Source organism: Burkholderia sp. MSMB0856 (genome assembly GCF_001524645.2).
GTDB lineage: Bacteria > Pseudomonadota > Gammaproteobacteria > Burkholderiales > Burkholderiaceae > Burkholderia > Burkholderia diffusa.
Genome location: NZ_CP013427.1, coordinates 190,250 through 208,571, shown reverse-complemented (window position 1 = coordinate 208,571; position 18,322 = coordinate 190,250). Strand labels below are relative to the sequence as shown.

Sequence of the window (18,322 nt, the reverse complement as noted above, 5' to 3'; positions counted from 1 at the left end):
CAGGCGCGGCGCGCCGGGAGGCGGTGGAAACCGCGTTCGCGGGCGGGCGCGGTGAGGCGTGTGAGGGGATGAAGCGGGGAAGCGGGAGATCGAGGCGGCCGTGGAACGATCGTCGGCCCGCCCCGACGCGACGGCGTCGCGCGTCGGGGCGGGCGGCGCTCAGATCACCGGGATCGGATCCGAGCCGAAACGGTTCGGGCCGTTGGTGCCGCGCGAGCACATCCACACGAGCAGCAGGATCCCGCCGACGATCGGAATGAACGCGATCAGCAGGAACCAGCCGGAGCGGCCCGTATCGTGCAGGCGGCGGACGGTGACCGCGAGGCTCGGCAGCACCAGCGCGAGCGACACGACGGCCGCGACGATCATCAGCAGCAGCGAAAGTGCGCTCGCGTCGCGCCCCGCCATCGTGAGCACCTGGCAGACGATCGACACGACGCTGGTCAGCAACGCGAAATACCAGTATTCGGCACGGCGCGCGCGGCCTTCGAATTTCGCATATTGATTGAGTGCGGAACGAACGGCTTCGGTGAAATTCATTTTATTGCCCTCATGTTTTATATCGGCGACCCCGGAAACAACGCGGGCATTATAAGTTTGAATTTCCGGGCATTGCATCTCTTTTCGCGTGCCGACCGGCTCGCATGCGGGCTCCGGCATAACAGGAGCGGCTTCAGCGACGGAACGCTGCATCGCCTGCGGGCATGTCACGTCATTTTTATAATCGCGACGTCCCGGCATAAACGACGGCCAGATAATCCATGACTTGATTACACCAGCATGAAACGCGCCGCGATCGATAATCGAATCGATCGTTCGGCGCGCATTTACCGGCCGACCGGGAATATTGCCGGGCGTCACGCACGCACGTCGGGAACGGCGCGTCCCGGCCGGCGTTCGCGCTAGCCCGCCGCCGCCTGCTCCAGCACATGGAGATCGAGTTTCTTCATCTTCATCACCTGCGCCATCACGCGCTCGGCGCGTGCCGGATCGCCCGCCATCAGTTCGGCCATCTGCACGGGCACCACTTGCCACGACACGCCGAAACGGTCGCGCAGCCAGCCGCACTGCTGCGCGCGCTCGTCGCCGCCGTCGGACAGGGCCGTCCAGTAGCGGTCGATCTCCTGCTGGTCGCGGCAGTTGACGACGAACGACACGGCCGGCGTGAGCGGAAACGCCGGGCCGCCGTTCAGCGCGAGAAACGCCTGCCCGTCCAGTTCGAACGACACCGTCATCACCGCGCCCTCGGCCTGCCCGGACGCCTGCGCACCGGACTTGCCGTAGCGGGCGACGTTCAGGATCCGCGCGTCGTCGAACACCGACACGTAGAAGCGGGCGGCCGCCTCGGCGTCGCGGTCGAACCACAGAAACGGCGTGATGCGTTGAATACGCTGGCTCATGGCGTTGTCTCCTCGATGTCGTGCCGGCACCGGTGCCGGTCTTATATCGTAGGCGCTGTGCCGGCACGGCGCGGCCGCCCGATGCGTAGTGCGTCGCCGCCGGCGAAGGCGAAAAAAAGGGGGCGATCGCTCGCCCCCTTTCCTGCCGCCGCCGTGCGTGCGCGGTCAGAACGCGACGTAAGGCTGCGCGCCGCCGCTGCCGGTCCGGTCCATCCCGAAGTAGATCGTCTTGCCGTAGAAGTGCGGCATGCCGAGATCGAGCCAGCCAGCCGCGCCGAACGGGCCGGCGATATCGTTGAACGCGAACGTCGACGAATTCGCGAACAGCACATCGGCGTTCGCGACGGGCATCGACACGCCGCCCGACACACCGTTCTTGCCGGTCAGCGTCGCCGTATAGGTGGTCGTCGACGACGGGCAGTAGAACTGCGTATTGGTCGAGCAGGCCTTCTGCGACGAATCGTTGAAGAAGTACGCGTTCGAGCCCGTATCGAAGAACGCAGTCACGTTTCCGCCAAGGAACGTCGCATCGACGTCGCCCGTCGTCGTCGACGTCAGCACCGTCGACGCCCCGAGCGCGTTGTTGCTCTGCGTATTGATCCCGAACGTCAGCAGGCCCGTCGCGCTGCCCTGCCCGCTGCTCGAGATGTTCGGCATCTGCACGATCACGCCGTTGTTGTCGGTCGTGAAGCGATGGACCGGGTTGGCCACCTGCTGCGCAACCGGCACCAGCGCCACCGCGCAGCTCGAATTGCCGTTCGGGCACGCGTAGTAGTTGTTGGACGTCGCCGACGTGGACGTCGCGCAGCTCGTGCCGCAATCGACCGGTGCCGGCCCGATGCCGAGGATGCCGTTCGCGCCGAGGTCGCCGGCGGTGTTGGCGGACGTTCGGGCGCCGTTGTTCGAGCATGAACCCGGCACGTTGCTGGTGCCGAGATCGCCGATGATCTGCACCGGCAGCGAGCCCGCCTGCTCGGTGCCGATCGACAGGTCGACGGTGCGCACCGAGCCCCACGTGAAGCTCGACACGAACTTGCCGCACTCGGCCACGGGCGCGCCGCCGCTCGTCGTCTGCGGCAGTTTGTTCAACACGCCCGACGACAGCGCGCTGCTGACCAGCCGCAGCCCGTACGACGCCGTATCGACGAGGACGTTGTTGACCACCTGGCAGTTCGTCGTGCCCGGCACGCAGATCTTCACGTTGACGGTCGGGATGTTGATCACGTGCGCGACACCGGTGCCGACCGTGATCACCGCCGTGTTCGCGGTATTGCCGTCCGATACGTTGGAGCCGCCGTTGTTGCCGCTGCTCCCGCCGTTGTCATCGCCGCCGCCGCAGGCGGTCACGAGCATGGCCGTCGCGGCCGCGACGCTCAGCAGGCCGAGCCAGCGCTTGAAGGTACGAGGAATTCGCAAGATCGCTCTCCCGCTGTCACTGGATGTCGTTGCCGGTCAGCCCGGCAGGCAGCGCCGTCGGCAGCCATGCCTGGCCCGCGAAGGCGCCCATGTGGCCGCCGGTGCGGATCACGAGGCCGCTCGTATCGACGGACACGGGCGCGCGCCAGCCGCGCGCCGCATGCGCGACCTGGACGCCGGCGGTGTACTGCGGGAAATAGCTGCCGAGCAGCGACTCGAGGTCCGGCATGCTCGGCCCGCGCCAGGCGAGGCCGAACACGGTGCCGGCCGTGCTCGTGTATTCGTGGATGACGGTGCCCGATCCGAGCGTGATCTCGCGGACGGTGTAGGCGGCCGCGTTCGCCTGCGCGCCGTCGGCGGAGCGCATCGCGCGCTGCAGCGCGCGCACCGTGGCGGCGCGATCGTCCGCCGGCGGCGACATCGGCGCGCCGCCCAGTTCGGCCTGTGCGTGGACGGCCCACAGCACACCCATTGCGGCCGTCGCATGCGCGGCGGCCCAGCCCAAGCGTTTCAGCTTCACGTTCCCCCCCAAGGGACTGGCTTCGTTGCCGGCGGCGCCATCGTCAGGCGCGGCGCTGCGGGCCAACAAATGAAAGTCTTAAGAATGACGCTTCGTTGCTGCTGACGCGTAGTATGCCTGCGGAGTGTGTCGGAGTGTCAAATCAACGTTGCATGACGCAACGCAACATGACGTGCGGCACGACCCGCGCGCGGGGGCGCGTCGTGACGAGCATGGGGGAAAGCCATGCGCACCGGGCCGCGCCACGATCGGGCGCTGCGCCGATGCAATGGGACAGCATCAGAAGCCGAGACTCGCGAGCAGGTCGTCGACCTGCGCCTGGTCCTGCACGACGTCGGACTTGCCTTCCGGCGCGATCTGCGGCCCGTTCAGCAGCGACTCCGGGCTGCCGGTCGCGCTGATCTGTTCGGCCGCGAGCGCGGCCGCGGTCGCCGCGAACTGCTCGCGCCGCTCGGGTGCGATGTTCTCGACGAGCACCGTGAGCAGCTGCTGCTCGATCAGGTAGACCATGTCCATGATCTTCTTGATCACCTGCCCGGTCAGGTCCTGGAAATCCTGCGCGAGCATGATCTCGAGCAGCTGCGCGCTGGTCGCCGACGCCGCCTCCGGCAACGCGCGCAGGAACGTGCGCGTGTCGTCCATCAGCTCGCGCACTTCCGCGTGCTCGATCGGCGCCGCATACCACTGCGCCCAGCGCGCATCGAGCGCCTCGGCCTCGTTCTGGATGCGCTCCTGCATCGGCTTCGCGACCTCGATCGCGTTCAGCACGCGCTCGGCCGCCTGCTCGGTCATCGTCGCGACGTAGCGCAGCCGGTCGCGCGCATCGGGCACGGCTTCCGCCGCGCGCTCGACATGCTTGTCGAGCCCGAGCTCGCGCATCGAATCGCGCAGCGTGCGCGTGACGTGGCCGATGCGCGCGAGGATCCGGTCGCTCGCGTAATCGGCGCCTTCGGCGTGGCCGTCGGCGTTGACTGCCGCGCCGGCGAGCGCCGCATGGATCGGCTCGTTCACGTCAGCTCCCGGCCTTGGCCATCTTGTCGATGATCTTGTTCAGCTTCTCGTCGAGCGTCGCGGCCGTGAACGGCTTCACGACGTAGCCGCTCGCGCCCGCCTGCGCGGCCGCGATGATGTTCTCCTTCTTCGACTCGGCCGTGACCATCAGCACCGGCAGGTGCGTGAGCGTCGCATCCGCGCGGATTTCCTTCAGCATCGCGAGGCCGTCGAGGTTCGGCATGTTCCAGTCGGAGATCACGAAGTCGAAGCCGCCGCCGCGCAGCCGCGCGAGGCCGGCCGCGCCGTCCTCGGCCTCGTCGACGTTCGTGTAGCCCAGTTCCTTGAGCAGGTTGCGGACGATCCTGCGCATCGTCGGGAAATCGTCCACCACCAGGATTTTCATGCTCTTGTCCATCGTCGTTCCTTTGCAGATTCGTTACCGTCGGGGCCCGCAGCATCGCACGTGCCCCCTGACATTCCATTCAGACGCGCTGCACGCGGTCGCCCATCGTCGCCAGTCGCGCCATCACGCGCCGGCTCATCTCCGAAAGCGGCGCGACCTCGTCCGCGCCGCCGAGCGCGATCGCCTCGCGCGGCATCCCGAACACGATGCAGCTCGCCTCGTCCTGCGCGAACGTGTGGGCGCCCGCACGCTTCATGTCCAGCAGGCCGGCCGCGCCGTCGCGGCCCATCCCCGTGAGGATCACGCCGATCGCGTTCTTGCCCGCATGCTGCGCCGCCGAGCGGAACAGCACGTCGACCGACGGCCGGTGCCGGTTCACCGGCGGCTCGTCGGACAGCTGCGCGATGTAGTTCGCGCCGCTGCGCGCGAGCAGCAGGTGCGCATGGCCCGGCGCGATGTACGCATGGCCCGGCAGCACGCGCTCGCCGTGCTCGGCTTCCTTCACCGCGATCCGGCACAGGCCGTTCAGCCGCTGCGCGAAGGACTTCGTGAAGCCCGGCGGCATGTGCTGCGCGATCAGCACCGCCGGCGCGTCCGGCGGCAGCGGCGTCAGCACCTCGCGGATCGCCTCGGTGCCGCCCGTCGACGCGCCGATGATGATCAGCTTCTCGGTACTGACGAGCGGGTTGTTGACCATCGGCGCGGCCGGCTGGCCGCTCGCCGTGCGCGCGGCGGCCTGCGGCTGCGGCGCCTGGCGCACGCGCGCGCGCGATGCGGCGCGGATCTTGTCCGCGAGCTTTTCCGCGTAGTCGAGCATGCCGTCGCGAATCCCGACGCGCGGCTTCGTGACGAAATCCACCGCGCCGAGTTCGAGCGCGCGCAGCGTGATTTCGGAGCCGCGCTCGGTCAGCGACGACACCATCACGACCGGCATCGGCCGCAGGCGCATCAGCTTCTCGAGGAAGTCGAGCCCGTCCATGCGCGGCATTTCGACGTCCAGCGTCAGGACGTCGGGGTTGTGCTGCTTGATGAGCTCGCGCGCGACGAGCGGATCGGGCGCGGTCGCGCACACTTCCATGTCGGGCTGGCTGTTGATGATCTCCGTCATCAGGCTGCGGATCAGCGCCGAGTCGTCGACGCACAACACTTTGATCTTCTGCACTGCGGTCATGCCTCCTGCTTTCTCGAAAGGTTGGCCGCAAACGGGCTGCCGGCCTTCGTGTTCGTCGTCTGCGCGCCCGCGCCGCCGCGTGCGCCGAACAGCTCGATGCGCGGGCGTGCCGGCGGCGGCGCGGCCGGCCGCTTCGCCGCGAACAGCTCGACGTGCGCGCGCGGCCGCTCGGCGCGCACGCGGTCGGCCTCGCGCGCCAGCGCGGCTTCGCGCTCGGTCACGCCCGGCACCTGCAGCCGCAGCTTCTTCACCATCGCGCGGCCCGTGCGCGGCATGAACGCGACCTTGCGCGGGTGCACGCCCTGCAAGTCCTCCGCGGTGATGCGGATGCGTTCGAGCGCGAGATAGCGGCGCACGAAATCCGCGTTGCGGTCGCCGATGTTGATGGTCGTCATCCCGGCCAGCACGGCCGCGCCGCCGAACACCTTCGCCTCGAAGCGCTCGCGGCGGCCGCCGGCCTTGATCAGTTCGTTGATCAGCACTTCCATCGCGTACGCGCCGTAGCGCATCGACTCCGACGCGGCCGCGCCGGCGTCGGCGCCGTCGTCGGGCAGCATGAAGTGATTCATCCCGCCGATGCCCGCCAACGGGTCGTGCAGGCACGCGGCGACGCACGAGCCGAGCACGGTCATCAGCACCATGTCCTCGGACGTCGTGTAGAACTCGTTCGGCAGCAGCTTCACGCCGGGGCGTTCGAAGTGGTTGTCGAAGTAGCGATTGGTCGCGATCGGTAGGGCGCTCATCCGCGTTCTCCGTAAGCGGGCACGGCACCCGCGGCACGCGCATGGGCGCGCGGCGGCGCCGTCGCGGCCGGTGCGGCGCCGTGCGGGCGCAGGCCCGGCGCGGCATCGCGCGTCAGTTCGTACACCGTCTGCCCGCGCAGCCGGAACGCCTGCGAGACGTACGTGAAATTCTCCGAATGCCCGGCGAACAGCAGGCCGCCCGGCTTCACGAGCGGCTCGAAGCGCGACAGCACCTGCCCCTGCGTCGGCTTGTCGAAATAGATCATCACGTTGCGGCAGAAGATCGCGTCGAACGGCTTCGCGATCCCGTAGTCGGCATCGGTCAGGTTCAGCTGCTCGAAGCGGATCATCGCGCGCAGTTCCGGGCGCACCTTCACGCGGCCGGCCTGCGCGCCCGTGCCCTTCAGGAAGAAGCGCTTGAGCCGCTCCGGGCTCAGGTGCTTGACCTGGTCGTACGTGTAGATGCCGGCCTCGGCCTTCGCGAGCACCTGCGTGTCGAGATCGGTCGCGAGGATCGATGCGCCGCGCGCGGCCGATTCGCCGAGCGCCTCGATCAGCGTGATCGCGATCGAGTAAGGCTCCTCGCCGGTCGACGCCGCCGAGCACCACACCGACACGGGCGCCGCGCGACGCTTCACGAAATCGGCGAGGATCGGGAAATGATGCGACTCGCGGAAGAACGCGGTCAGATTCGTCGTCAGCGCGTTGGTGAACGCTTCCCACTCGAGCGGATCGTCCTCCTGCTCGAGCAGGTCGAGGTAGTCGCGGAACGTGTCGAGGCCGCGTGCGCGCAGCCGGCGTGCGAGCCGGCTGTACGCCATGTCGCGCTTGTGCTCGGACAGCGAAATGCCCGCGCGTTGATGGATCAGCGCGCGGATGCGTGCGAAATCCGCGCCGGTAAACGCGAAGTCGCGCCCCGGCTCGCCCGCGCGGGGCGAGGCATCCGGTGCATCGGGTCGAAACGGTGCGCGCGCGGACGGCATGGCTTAGAAAGTCTCCCAGTCGTCGTCGGACGTGCCGGCCGCCGCCATCGCCGGCTTCTCGCCGTTCAGCGCGGGGCGTACCAGTGCGGGCTTCTCGGCGGACTTCGGTGCCGGTGCGGCGGCCGCCTTCGCGAGACGCGGGCCGTAGCCGCCCGCGGCCGGCGCTTCCTTCGATGCGCGTGCGGCAGCGGCGTCCGGCGCGCGCCGGGTTTCGTGGCTCGCGGCCGGTGCCGCGGCATGCGGCGCCGGTGCGGCGCGACGGGCCGGCTGCGCGGCAGGCTGCGGTGCCGGCAATGCGGCCGGCGACGCTTCGTGACGGTGCGCCGACGGCAACGCCGGCGCCGCTGCGTGCGCGGCCGGGCGTGCAGCATGGCGCGCCGGCGCGAGCGCGATGCCGCCCGCGACGCGCCACTCCGACACGACCGCCTTCATCTGGCGCGTCTGCTCCTCGAGCGATGCGGCCGCCGCCGCGGCCTGCTCGACGAGCGCCGCGTTCTGCTGCGTGACCGAATCCATCTGGCCGACCGCGCGATTGACCTGCTCGATGCCGGTCGACTGCTCGTCCGACGCGGCGCTGATCTCGCCCATGATGTCGGTCACGCGGCGCACGGCCTGCACGATCTCGTCCATCGTCGAGCCGGCGCGCGCGACGAGTGCCGACCCGCTTTCGACCTTCTCGGCCGAATCGCCGATCAGCTGCTTGATTTCCTTCGCGGCGCTCGCGCTGCGTTGCGCCAGCGAGCGCACTTCGCCCGCGACCACGGCGAAGCCGCGGCCCTGCTCGCCCGCGCGCGCGGCTTCGACCGCCGCGTTCAGCGCGAGGATGTTGGTCTGGAACGCGATGCCTTCGATCGTGCCGATGATGTCGACGACCTTGCCCGAGCTCGCCGCGATATCCTGCATCGTCGACACGACCTGGCCGACGACGTCGCCGCCCTGCGTCGCGATGTCGGACGCGTTCACCGCGAGCTGGCTCGCCTGCCGCGCGTTCTCCGCGTTCTGCCGCACGGTGCCGGTCAGCTGCTCCATGCTCGATGCGGTTTCCTGCAGCGACGCGGCCTGCTCCTCGGTGCGCTGCGACAGGTCGGTGTTGCCGGTCGAGATCTCGCGCGCGCCGACGTCGATCGATTCGGTGCCGCGATGCACGGCCTGCACCATCGTCGTCACGGCGTCCTGCATCCGCTTGATGCCGCCGAACAGACGGCCGATCTCGTTGCTGCTGGACACGTTCACCGGCTGCGTGAGGTCGCCGCCGGCGATGCGCTCGAAGTGCGCGATCGCGTCCTCGAGCGGCTTCACGATCAGCCCGCGCATGGCGAAGCGGATCGCGATCACGACGACGAACGCGATCGCGATGCCGGCCGCGATCAGCGCGACCATCAGCGAGATCTGCGACTGCGTCGCGGCCTGGCGTTCTTCCGCGCGCTTCTGCAGCGATGCGATCACGGCCGCCGCCGTCTGGTCGAACGCGACGAACATCGGGCTGATCTTCGCGTCGGCAATCGCGTGGTACGCCGCCATGTCGCCCGCGCGCGCCGCGGCAAATTCGGGCTCGACGCCTTCCTTCACGATCGTCGTGTAGCGGGCGGTGAGCTCGTCTACGAGCGCCTGCTCGACGCCGAGCTTCGGCGTCGACTGGAACGCCTGCCAGTTCTGGTTCGACTTCGTAAACAGCTCCTGCGCACGGTCGAGCACCTTCGACGCCTCGGCCGCATTGCCGGCTTCGGTCAGCGTACGAAAGCGATCGAGCGCTATGCGCGAGCGCAGCAGGTGCGCGGCCGTGTCGTCCAGCGTGTGAATCGCCGGCAGGTCGACGTGCGCGATCTCGTCGAGCGAACGGCTCGCGTGATTGAGCGCGTAGAGGCCGAGCCCGCCGACCGCGGCGGCCAGGCACACGAGGATGAGTCCGACCGCCGTGAGCGTCGTGCGGATCGACCAGTTATGCAACATTGCAGATTCTCCCGAAATTCCTGCGCGCGCGGCGCGCTTACCCGCCGAGTGTTTCGATCAGCGCCATTTCACGGCTCGACATCAACTTTTCGATGTCCATCAGGATCAGCATCCGGCCATCGACGGTGCCGAGGCCCGTCAGGTACTCGGTCGTCAGCGTCGCGCCGAACTCCGGCGCCGGCATGATCTGGTCGGTCTGCAGCGTCAGCACGTCCGACACGCCGTCGACCACCATCCCGACGACGCGGTTCGACACGTTCAGGATGATCACGACGGTCTGGTGGTCGTACTCGACGCGGCCGAGATGGAACTTGATCCGCATGTCGACGATCGGCACGATGATCCCGCGCAGGTTGATCACGCCCTTGATGAAGTCCGGCGCGTTCGCGATGCGCGTGACGCTGTCGTAGCCGCGGATTTCCTGCACCTTCAGGATGTCGATCCCGTATTCCTCGTCGCCGAGCGTGAACACCAGGAATTCCTGGCCGGTCGCGTCGCCTTGTTCCGCGTCGCGGCGGCTCGTTGCCGCGTTCGCCGCGGCCGGATTGATCATTTGGACTTCAGCAGACACGTTTGCCCCCAATCGGTTGAATGGCGAGAGACATCAGATCATCGCGAGCTCGGCGCCGGCACGGGCGCCGTGCATCGCACGGGTTTCGCGGTTCAGCGCCGCGACGTCGACGATCAGCGCGACGCTGCCGTCGCCGAGGATGGTCGCCGCCGAGATGCCGTGCACCTTGCGGTAATTCGTTTCGAGGTTCTTCACCACCACCTGCTGCTGGCCGACCAGCTCGTCGATGAGCATCGCGAAGCGGCGCCCCTCGGTTTCCATGATCGTGACGATCCCCTGGGTCGGATCGGTGCGCGCGTCCTCGACCGAGAACACCTCGTGCAGCGCGACGAGCGGCAGGTATTCGCCGCGCACGCGCACCACGCGCTCGCCGTTGCCGACCGTGTAGATGTCGTCGTTCGACGGCTGCAGCGACTCCATCACGAAGTTCAGCGGCAGGATGAAGATCTCCGTGCCGACCTTCACCGACATCCCGTCGAGAATCGCGAGCGTGAGCGGCAGCACGATCCGCGTGGTCGTGCCGCGGCCGGCCTGCGAGCTGATCTCGACGTGGCCGCCCATCGACTGGATGTTGCGCTTCACGACGTCCATCCCGACGCCGCGGCCCGACACGTCGGTCACCGTCTCGGCGGTCGAGAAGCCCGGCGCGAAGATCAACTGCCAGACTTCGTCGTCGCTGATGGTGTCGGGAATCTGCATGCCCTGCTTCGCGGCCTTCGCGAGAATCCGCTCGCGGTTCAGGCCGCCGCCGTCGTCGCTGACCTCGATCACGATGTTGCCGCCGTGATGCGCGGCCGACAGCACGAGCTGGCCGACCGAGTCCTTGCCGGCGGCGACGCGTTTGTCGACGGTCTCGATCCCGTGGTCGAGGCTGTTGCGCACGAGGTGGGTGAGCGGGTCGATGATCCGCTCGATCAGGCTCTTGTCGAGCTCGGTCGCCTGGCCGAACGTGACGAGTTCGACCTGCTTGCCGAGCTTGCCGGCCAGGTCGCGCACGAGGCGCGGGAAGCGGCTGAACACGTAGTCCATCGGCATCATGCGGATCGACATCACCGCTTCCTGCAGGTCGCGCGCGTTGCGTTCCAGTTGCGCCATCCCGTTGAAGAGGCGGTCGTGCAGCGCCGGATCGAACGCGCTCGCCGTTTCCGCGAGCATCGCCTGCGTGATCACGAGTTCGCCGACCAGGTTGATCAACTGGTCGACCTTCTCGACGCCGACGCGGATCGAGCTGCCTTCGGCGCCCGATGCCGCGGCGGCCGGGCGCGGACGCTTGTCGTCGTGGTGGGCGGCGGCGTGGGCAGCCGGCGCGGCGGCTTCGGCGTGCGGTTGCGGGGCCGCTTGCGGCGCCGGTTGCGCGGCGGCGCCTGGCTGCGCCGACGCTTGCGATGCGGCGGCGGCCGGCGCGGCACCGGCGGCTTGCGCGAATACCTCGACGCGTGCGGCCGGCTCCGGCGCGGCGGCCGGTTCGAGCGCGGCCGGCGCGGCGGCAGGCGCCGCCGGTGCGGCCGGCGCGGTGCCGCGCGCGATGCGGATCTGGCTGTCGTCGATCACGAAGCAGCACACGGCGACGATGTCGTCGGACGGCACGTCCGATTCGAGCCACAGCGTCAGGTCCGCACCCGCTTCCTCCCGGCCGACGATCCGGCCGAGATTGCCGAGTTCCTCGGTGAGCAGCGCCTGGTCCTTCGCGTCGACGCCGACGAGCGTGATCTTCAGGTGCGGGCCGCCCGCGCCGGCGTCGTCCGCCGGATGCGCGGCCGCGACGGCCTGTTCGACCACGTGATCGGGCGCGCGGTCGTCGGCGACGGGCGCCGGGGCCGGTGCGGCCGCCTCGGCCGGCACCGCAGGCGCGACGTCCGCGGCCGCGGGCGCACCCGCGCCGCTCTCGGCCTTCAGGCGTTCGAGCTTCGCGCAGATCGTCGCGGCAGCCGCCGCGTCCGGTTCCGCGCTGGCGCGATAGTCGACCAGCTGGTCGGACAGCACGTCCTTGGTCTCGAGGAACGCGTCGACCATTTCCTTGGTCAGCGTCAGCTCATGGTTGCGCGCGCGGTCGAGCAGCGACTCGAGGATGTGGGTCGTCTCGGTCAGCGCGGAAAAGCCGAAGGTCGCCGCGCCGCCCTTGATCGAATGCGCGGCGCGGAAGATCGCGGCCAGGTCCTCGGGGTCGGGCGAGCCGACGTCGAGGTTCAGCAGCAGCTGCTCCATCTGCGCGAGCAACTCGTCCGCTTCGTCGAAAAAGGTCTGGTAGAACTGCGTGATGTCGAGAGTCATGCCCGGTCACCGGTTGAATTCGTCGCGTACATGTCAGGAGGCGGTCTGCTCGGACAGCGTCGCGACCAGGTCGATCAGCACGGCCGGGTCGATCGGCTTTTCGATCCAGCCGGTCGCGCCCGCGTCGCGCGCGGCGTCCTTGAAGGCATCGCTGCCTTCGGTGGTCAGCACGAGGATCGGCGTATCCGCGTATGCCGTCAGCTTGCGCAGCGAGGCGATCACCTCGAGCCCGTTCTTGCGCGGCATGTTCTGGTCGGTCAGCACCAGGTCGTACGGCACGGTGGCCGCCATGTCGAAGCCGGCTTCGCCGTCCGGCGCCACCGTCACGTCGTAGCCGGCCTGCGCCAGCGTCGCCTGCAGCAGCGCGCGCATGGTCGCCGAGTCGTCGATGGCGAGAATGGTTCGGATCATGTCTGTCTCGAAATCTGGGAAACGTCAGGGTTTCGGCGCCACGGCGACGGCGCTCGCGAGCATCGGTCGCGCGGCCGGCGCCGGGCCGCCGAGCTGCTGGGCCAGCAGCTTCGAGCCCGCCGCGTCGGCCGACAGCGTCGTGGTCGTCGCGTCGTCGCGCATCAGCGCGTCTTCGGATTTGCGATTCAGCACGATCACGCTGATCCGGCGGTTTTCCGGATCGAGCGGATCGGCCTTGTTCAGGTTCTGCGTCGACGCGAGGCCGAGCACGCGCAGCACCTTCGCCTCGTCCATGCCGCCCGCGATCAGCTCGCGGCGCGACGCGTTCGCGCGGTCGGCCGACAGCTCCCAATTGCTGTAGCCGCCCTCGCCGCCCGCGTACGGCACCGCGTCGGTGTGGCCCTGGACGATGATCCGGTTCGGCACGTCGTTCAGCGTCTTGCCGATCTCGCGCAGGATGTCGCGCATATACGGCTCGACGTGGTCGCTCGACATCGCGAACATCGGCCGCTTCTGCGTATCGACGATCTCGATGCGCAGTCCCATCAGCGTCGAATCGATGCGGATCTGCTGCTTGAACTGGCGCAGCGTCGGGTTCGCCTCGATCGCCGCCATCAGCTTGATCTGCAGGTCGTGCAGGCGCGTCTGCTCGAGCCGGTCCTGCGCGCCCTGCGCCTGCGAGCGCGTCTTGTCGTCGCCGGCCTTCGCGACGCGGTCGGCGAGCGACGTCGTGCCGTCGGTGCGGCGCAGCGTGCCGGCGTCGAGGCTCGACAGGTCGCGGCCGCCGCCGTTGATGATGCTCGAGTCCTGCGAGCTGCGATCGCCGCTGCCGAACAGCGCGGCCTTCAGCGGCGTGTTGAAGTACTCGGCGATCCCCTTCAGCTGCACCGGCGTGACCGAGCTCAGCAGCCACATCAGCAGGAAGAACGCCATCATCGCGGTCATGAAGTCCGCGTAGGCGAGCTTCCATGCGCCGCCGTGGTGGCCCTTCTTCTGCGGGGCCACCCGTTTCACGACGATCGCGCGATCCTTGTTCTTGCTCATCGAACGCTCCGCGTCACTTCGCCTTCACGCGGCGCACGTGCTCTTCGAGCTCGGTGAACGACGGCCGCTCGGTCGAGAACAGCACCTTGCGGCCGAATTCGACCGCGATCGCCGGCGCATAGCCGTTCAGGCTCGCGAGAATCGTCACCTTGATGCACTGGAACATCTTGGTCGACTCGGCCACGCGCTGCTCCGCGAGGCTCGCGAGCGGCCCGATCAGCCCGTACGACAGCAGGATCCCGAGGAACGTGCCGACCAGCGCCTGCGCGATCATCGCGCCGAGCACCGCGGGCGGCTTGTCGGCGGATGCCATCGTGTGGACGACGCCCATCACGGCCGCGACGATCCCGAACGCCGGCATCGCGTCGCCGACACGCATCAGCGCGTGCGCCGGGCCCTCGCCTTCGGCGTGGTGCGTCTCGATCTCCTCGTCCATCAGGCTCTCGATCTCGAACGCGTTCATGTTGCCGCCCACCATCAGGCGCAGGTAATCGGTCAGGAATTCGACGATGTGGCGATCGGCGAGGATCTTCGGGTATTGCGTGAAGATCGGGCTCTTGTCCGGATCGTCGATGTCGGCCTCGAGCGTCAGCGTGCCTTCCTTGCGCGCCTTGGCGAGCAGCACGTACAGGAGCGCCATCAGCTCCATATAGACGTCCTTGGTGTACTTCGAGCCCTTGAAGAGCGTCGGCAGCACACGCAGCGTCCCCTTGATGGTCTTCATGCCGTTGCCGAGGATGAACGCGCCGACGCCCGCGCCCGCGATCATCAGGATCTCGACCGGCTGGATCAATGCGCCCAGATGCCCGCCTGCCAGCGCGTAACCGCCGAAGACGGACAACAGCGTCACGAGTGTTCCCACGATAATCAGCACTGCCTGTCCCTCACGAATGACCGGCGGGGAGACCGCCGTTAATCAGGTTTACGGCAGTCGGCAGGAAAACTTTCGCGGCCGCGCCGCGGCGGCGCGGCGGTGTTTACCAGCAAGCCCCGGCCGGTTCGCGCGGCGCGCGGCAGCCGTCCGGCGTCCGCTCGCGCCCCGCCCGAAGGCGCTCAGGCCGCGGCGGCGGACAGCTCGGCGCGCGCGGCGGCGGCCTTGCGGGTCTTGCCCGCGCGCGACGGCGGCTGGCAGAGGCCGCACACGAAACCTTGATGCGGATCATGCGCATGCGCGACGAAATGGCCGCCGCAACGCGTGCACGGGGTCATCTGCAGCATCCCCGAGTCGAAGAAGCGCACCAGCGTCCATGCGCGCGTGAGGCTCAGCGCAGCCTCGTCGCCGGACAGGTTCACGTGCTCCAGATAGAGCCGGTACGCCTTCACGATCGACTGGATCGGCTCGCAGCGGCCGTGATCCTGCATGAACCGATAGATGTTGTAGAACAGCGACGAGTGGATGTTCGGCTGCCACGTCATGAACCAGTCGGTCGAGAACGGCAGCATCCCCTTCGGCGGCGACGCGCCCTTCAACTCCTTGTACAGCTTGATCAGGCGATCGCGCGACAGGCTCGTCTCCGCCTCCAGCAGCTGCAGCCGGGCGCCCAGTTCGATCAGTTCGATGGCGAGAGTGATTTCCTTCACCTCGATCACGACGCTTTTGCTTGCCATGGTGAATAACCGTCCGCTTGACGTTGTTCGGATGAGTGGCCAAAGCGCCGCCTGCCGGCGCGGCGCGCCGGGACGAACGCAAGGCGGGAAGGATCAGCGGACGCTTTCGACCGGCTGGCCGGCCATCAGGATGGCCGAATGCGCGTGCGTGACGACGTCGCTGCGCCCCTTGTCGGCGAGCGACGACAGCAACGCGTGATCGTCGAAGCGGAAGCGGCACAACATCTGGTTCGATGCCGCGAGCTTCACGGTCTGGGCGAGCGTGAGGTTCGCGAGCACGTCGGCCAGTTCCTGGGATACACCCATGCGGAACATGCCCATCGCTTTGTCTTCCCGCAGCAGGCGCTGCGCGAGGAGGAGGTACGACAGGTTGACCTCTTTGATCTCACTGAGCATTTCGCTGGTGGCGCTCATGATTCCCCCGTTAAGAGCTTTGCTTTGGCCTTTCGTGTTATGAAAACGTTTGCTCGATCAGGCCGCGCTGGGCGCACCGTCGGCACGTTTATAGTCTTACAGGGCGAATTTTGGCCAAACGGGATTTATGTCGGTATCAGCGAAGTGGCGTATGCCGCGCAGGATTTGTCTGTAAACCGTGTAGGAATTTTTCCGACAAAGCGAATTGAAAGGGAACAAACGGCGGGGCGAGTGACGCGCGAATTCGTCGACGATGCGGTACCGCATGGGACAAATCCGGCTGGAGGCCTTCCGACAAGGCTGCCGGAAAGTGAATCGGTAAAAATTATAGTGGTTTTTCACGATAGCGCAACAATTCTCGTTGCCATATCGCTTTATGTTTCCGCACCCTTTTTATCGGGGTTTTCGCGTATTTCATGGTGTAACAAGCCTTAAGTGTTTGAAAAAACACTCGAACCCCTGAAGGCGATATCGATAATGGACTCCAATGGGCGGCGGCGGGAGCCGTGCCGGCCCGCCCCGCAGCTTGCCGCCCGGCCTTCCGCGCACCGCGCCCCGGACCGGGCCACGTACCGCAGAGCGCGTGCGTCGGCGAGTTCCGCAACCCTGCATCGGACCAGCATGCGCACTCGAGCGCCCTGCGCTGGTCGACACCGGAGAACGCCCATGCGTATTGCCCAGATCGCGCCGCTTTACGAAGCTGTCCCGCCGAAACTCTATGGCGGCACCGAGCGTGTCGTGTCCTACCTCACCGAGGCGCTCGTCGAGCTTGGCCACGACGTGACGCTGTTCGCGAGCGGCGACTCCGTCACGTCCGCCCGTCTCGAGGCGGCATGGCCGCGCGCACTGCGGCTCGACCCGTCGATACGCGACTCGATGGCGCCCCATATGCGCCTGATCGAACAGGTCGCCCGTGTCGCGCACGAATTCGACGTGCTGCACTTCCACCTCGACTACATGCCGTTCTCGCTGATGTCGCGCCTCGATACGCCTTACGTGACGACGCTGCACGGCCGCCTCGACCTGCCGGAGCTGCAGCCGGTGTTCGACGCCTTCCCGGACGCGCCGGTCGTATCGATCTCGAACAACCAGCGCAAGCCGCTGCCGCAGGCCGCATGGGCCGGCACCGTGTATCACGGGCTGCCCGACACGCTGCTCACGCCGCAACCGCACGTGAAGCCCGAATACCTCGCGTTCCTCGGCCGGATCTGCCCCGAAAAGCGGGTCGACACCGCGATCCGGATCGCCGCGCAAAGCGGGTTGCCGCTGAAGATCGCCGCGAAGGTCGACAAGGCCGACGCCGATTACTTCAAGGAAGTGATCGAGCCGCTGCTCGGCGAGGCGCACGTCGAATTCATCGGCGAGATCAACGAGGCGCAGAAGCCGGCGTTCCTGTCCGGCGCGAAGGCGCTGCTGTTCCCGATCGACTGGCCGGAGCCGTTCGGCCTGGTGATGATCGAGGCGATGGCCTGCGGCACGCCGGTCGTCGCGTTCAACCGCGGCTCGGTGCCGGAAGTGATCGAGGACGGCGTGACCGGCTTCATCGTCGAGGACGTGCAGGGCGCCGTCGGTGCGCTGCACCGGATCGACAGCCTGTCGCGCGACGCAATCCGCGCACGTTTCGATACGCGCTTCAGCTCGAAAGCGATGGCGCGGCGTTATGTCGAAACTTACGAATTGCTTTGCACGGCGGCAAAACGGCCTGTCTTGCGTCAGGTCGCGGGCGCCTGACGCCGAAATTCGTCAGGAAATATCCGGTGAAATTCGCGCCGAAATCGGCGCGAAAATCCCGAAGACGCCAAAGAGCCGCATCGACGATGCGGCTCTTTCTTTTTGCGCGGTCATTCGATCAGGAAACGATCGCGGTTTTTCCCGACGATCCAATTCGGCGGCTTGCCGCGCCCGCTCCAGGTTGCGCCCGACTTCGGGTCGCGGTATTTCGGGGGCAGCGGCGCCTTTTTCGGCGGACGGCCCCGCCGCGCGCGCTCCGCGAAGCCCAGGTCCTCGGCCGTCAGGCCATATTCGGCAATCATTCGCTGGACGTCGGCGATCACCGTCGCCACTTCCTGGCGACGCACGTCGTCCGCCTGGGCCTGCAACTCGGCGATCTGCGCCTTGAGTTTCGCGTATTGAGACATTTTTCGACTCCCCTTTTCCATGATGCGGCTCCAGCGAGTCCGGCCGGAACGCCAACATCCGTTACGTCATCGTACTGCCGCCCTGCTCTTCGAATTTAATGCTGTCATCTTTAACCGATTCGTCGATATCGAGAATGCGGACTTATTCTAATAAAAGCCATTCTCCGGCCATTCAAATTTAACAATCGTTGACCCTCTCGAAGCCGATTCATTTCCTATAATCCAGACCAATTCCGGCGTCGGAATAAATCATCCGGTCGCCCGTTTGTCTTCAACCCACTTGAAC

General features: G+C 67.4%; 20 protein-coding genes. 2 read left to right on the top strand and 18 right to left on the bottom strand.

Features of this window, described 5'->3' with window-relative positions; genetic code table 11:
* Positions 1-159 precede the first annotated feature (159 nt).
* The 17 genes from WS87_RS34655 to flhD form a co-directional block, all read right to left on the bottom strand.
* On the bottom strand, positions 160-861 hold the full coding sequence (locus WS87_RS34655; RefSeq protein WP_442861403.1) for a DUF805 domain-containing protein: 702 nt from the start codon (positions 859-861) through the stop codon (positions 160-162).
* 41 nt (positions 862-902) lie between these two features.
* A complete protein-coding gene (locus WS87_RS01910; protein ID WP_059816536.1) occupies positions 903-1,400 on the bottom strand; it encodes a VOC family protein in 498 nt (165 codons plus the stop codon).
* Between the two features lie 165 nt (positions 1,401-1,565).
* Positions 1,566-2,816, bottom strand: a complete 1,251-nt coding sequence (locus WS87_RS01905) for a DUF3443 domain-containing protein (protein ID WP_059816531.1) — start codon at positions 2,814-2,816, stop codon at positions 1,566-1,568.
* Positions 2,817-2,832: 16 nt separating this feature from the next.
* Positions 2,833-3,336, bottom strand: coding sequence for a DUF2844 domain-containing protein (locus WS87_RS01900; protein WP_059816527.1), 504 nt, complete (start codon positions 3,334-3,336; stop codon positions 2,833-2,835).
* A gap of 279 nt (positions 3,337-3,615) precedes the next feature.
* Complete coding sequence (gene cheZ, locus WS87_RS01895) at positions 3,616-4,347, bottom strand: protein phosphatase CheZ (RefSeq protein WP_059533481.1); 732 nt, start codon at positions 4,345-4,347, stop codon at positions 3,616-3,618.
* A gap of 1 nt (position 4,348) precedes the next feature.
* On the bottom strand, positions 4,349-4,744 hold the full coding sequence (cheY, locus tag WS87_RS01890) for a chemotaxis response regulator CheY (RefSeq protein WP_006754880.1): 396 nt from the start codon (positions 4,742-4,744) through the stop codon (positions 4,349-4,351).
* 67 nt (positions 4,745-4,811) lie between these two features.
* Positions 4,812-5,903: a protein-glutamate methylesterase/protein-glutamine glutaminase gene (locus tag WS87_RS01885; RefSeq protein ID WP_059682805.1), complete on the bottom strand. Its 1,092-nt coding sequence runs from the start codon at positions 5,901-5,903 to the stop codon at positions 4,812-4,814.
* Complete coding sequence (gene cheD / locus WS87_RS01880; RefSeq protein WP_059816523.1) at positions 5,900-6,646, bottom strand: chemoreceptor glutamine deamidase CheD; 747 nt, start codon at positions 6,644-6,646, stop codon at positions 5,900-5,902. The genes WS87_RS01885 and cheD overlap by 4 nt, the downstream gene beginning before the upstream one ends.
* Positions 6,643-7,629 carry a CheR family methyltransferase gene (locus WS87_RS01875; protein ID WP_059816519.1) on the bottom strand — a complete coding sequence of 329 codons (987 nt, stop codon included), beginning with the start codon at positions 7,627-7,629 and terminating at the stop codon, positions 6,643-6,645. The genes cheD and WS87_RS01875 overlap by 4 nt, the downstream gene beginning before the upstream one ends.
* A 3-nt stretch (positions 7,630-7,632) precedes the next feature.
* A complete protein-coding gene (locus tag WS87_RS01870) occupies positions 7,633-9,579 on the bottom strand; it encodes a methyl-accepting chemotaxis protein (protein ID WP_059816515.1) in 1,947 nt (648 codons plus the stop codon).
* Positions 9,580-9,616: 37 nt separating this feature from the next.
* Positions 9,617-10,132 carry a chemotaxis protein CheW gene (gene cheW / locus WS87_RS01865; RefSeq protein WP_031397017.1) on the bottom strand — a complete coding sequence of 172 codons (516 nt, stop codon included), beginning with the start codon at positions 10,130-10,132 and terminating at the stop codon, positions 9,617-9,619.
* A 51-nt stretch (positions 10,133-10,183) separates the two neighbouring features.
* Positions 10,184-12,421, bottom strand: coding sequence for a chemotaxis protein CheA (gene cheA / locus WS87_RS01860; protein ID WP_059816511.1), 2,238 nt, complete (start codon positions 12,419-12,421; stop codon positions 10,184-10,186).
* A 33-nt stretch (positions 12,422-12,454) separates the two neighbouring features.
* On the bottom strand, positions 12,455-12,832 hold the full coding sequence (locus WS87_RS01855; RefSeq protein ID WP_059533493.1) for a response regulator: 378 nt from the start codon (positions 12,830-12,832) through the stop codon (positions 12,455-12,457).
* 24 nt (positions 12,833-12,856) lie between these two features.
* Positions 12,857-13,876: a flagellar motor protein MotB gene (gene motB / locus WS87_RS01850; protein WP_059816508.1), complete on the bottom strand. Its 1,020-nt coding sequence runs from the start codon at positions 13,874-13,876 to the stop codon at positions 12,857-12,859.
* Between the two features lie 13 nt (positions 13,877-13,889).
* On the bottom strand, positions 13,890-14,750 hold the full coding sequence (gene motA, locus WS87_RS01845; RefSeq protein ID WP_059452624.1) for a flagellar motor stator protein MotA: 861 nt from the start codon (positions 14,748-14,750) through the stop codon (positions 13,890-13,892).
* A gap of 179 nt (positions 14,751-14,929) precedes the next feature.
* Positions 14,930-15,484, bottom strand: a complete 555-nt coding sequence (gene flhC, locus WS87_RS01840; protein WP_059452623.1) for a flagellar transcriptional regulator FlhC — start codon at positions 15,482-15,484, stop codon at positions 14,930-14,932.
* A gap of 93 nt (positions 15,485-15,577) precedes the next feature.
* Positions 15,578-15,898, bottom strand: a complete 321-nt coding sequence (gene flhD, locus WS87_RS01835) for a flagellar transcriptional regulator FlhD (RefSeq protein WP_014895554.1) — start codon at positions 15,896-15,898, stop codon at positions 15,578-15,580.
* Positions 15,899-15,937: 39 nt separating this feature from the next.
* Here flhD and WS87_RS33455 point away from each other — a divergent pair, with 39 nt between their 5' ends.
* Positions 15,938-16,333 (top strand): hypothetical protein, encoded by a 396-nt coding sequence (locus WS87_RS33455; protein WP_156437106.1) that lies wholly within the window; start codon positions 15,938-15,940, stop codon positions 16,331-16,333.
* Between the two features lie 231 nt (positions 16,334-16,564).
* Positions 16,565-17,629, top strand: coding sequence for a glycosyltransferase family 4 protein (locus tag WS87_RS01825; RefSeq protein WP_059816505.1), 1,065 nt, complete (start codon positions 16,565-16,567; stop codon positions 17,627-17,629).
* Between the two features lie 110 nt (positions 17,630-17,739).
* Here the strand turns inward: WS87_RS01825 and WS87_RS01820 are convergent, their stop codons facing one another.
* On the bottom strand, positions 17,740-18,036 hold the full coding sequence (locus WS87_RS01820; protein ID WP_059533499.1) for an H-NS histone family protein: 297 nt from the start codon (positions 18,034-18,036) through the stop codon (positions 17,740-17,742).
* Positions 18,037-18,322 lie beyond the last annotated feature (286 nt).